Origin of the sequence: Melaminivora alkalimesophila (assembly GCF_000282995.1) — a bacterium.
Lineage (GTDB): Bacteria > Pseudomonadota > Gammaproteobacteria > Burkholderiales > Burkholderiaceae_C > Melaminivora > Melaminivora alkalimesophila.
Map to the genome: position 1 here is coordinate 1 of NZ_ALEE01000760.1, position 808 is coordinate 808.

1 protein-coding gene is annotated in these 808 nt (G+C 74.1%); it reads left to right on the plus strand.

What is annotated here, in order from left to right:
- A partial coding sequence (locus A612_RS14640) for an amidase family protein (protein ID WP_019375192.1) occupies positions 1–808 on the plus strand: 808 nt, incomplete at both ends.

The following is an 808-nucleotide window of genomic DNA, read 5'->3' on the forward strand; positions in this document are numbered from 1 at the left end:
GGGCGCGGCGGCGGCGGCCGGCTACGGGCCGCTGCACGTGGGCACCGACATCGGGGGATCGGTGCGCCTGCCGGCGAGCTGGTGCGGCATCTTCACGCTCAAGCCCAGCCTGGGGCGCATCCCCATCGACCCCCCCTACACCGGGCGCGCCGCCGGCCCGATGACGCGCAGCGTGGGCGATGCGGCCCTGCTGATGCAGGCGCTGGCCCGGCCCGACGCGCGCGACAGCATGAGTCTGCCGGCGCAGGACATCGACTGGGGCGGCTATGCCGCTGCGCCGGACATCCTGCGCGACCTGCGCCTTGGGCTGCTGCTGGACGCCGGCTGCGGCCTGCCGGTGCAGCCGGAGGTGCGCGCCGCCGTGGAGGCCGCGGCCCGCGTGTTCGAGCAGGCCGGCGCCACCATCGTCCCGCTGCGCCCCTTCCTGACGCGCACCATGCTCGACGGCATGGACCACTTCTGGCGCATGCGCTCCTACATGGACCTGCGCACCCTCTCGCCGCAGCAGCGCACGCGCGTGCTGCCCTTCATTCGCGACTGGGCCATGAGCGCCGCGCAGTTCGACGCTGCCCACGTCTACGAGGCGAGCCAGCAGTTCCACGCCACGCGCGTGGCCACGGTGCGCGCGTGCGCGCAGGTGGACTACGTGCTCTCGCCCGTGGCGCCGATCACGGCCTTCGACGCCGAGCTGCCGGCGCCGACCAACGACCCGCTGCGCCCGCTGGAGCACATCGCCTTCACCGTGCCCTACAACATGTCCGAGCAGCCGGCGGCCTCCATCCACTGCGGCTGGAGCAGCAGCGGCCTG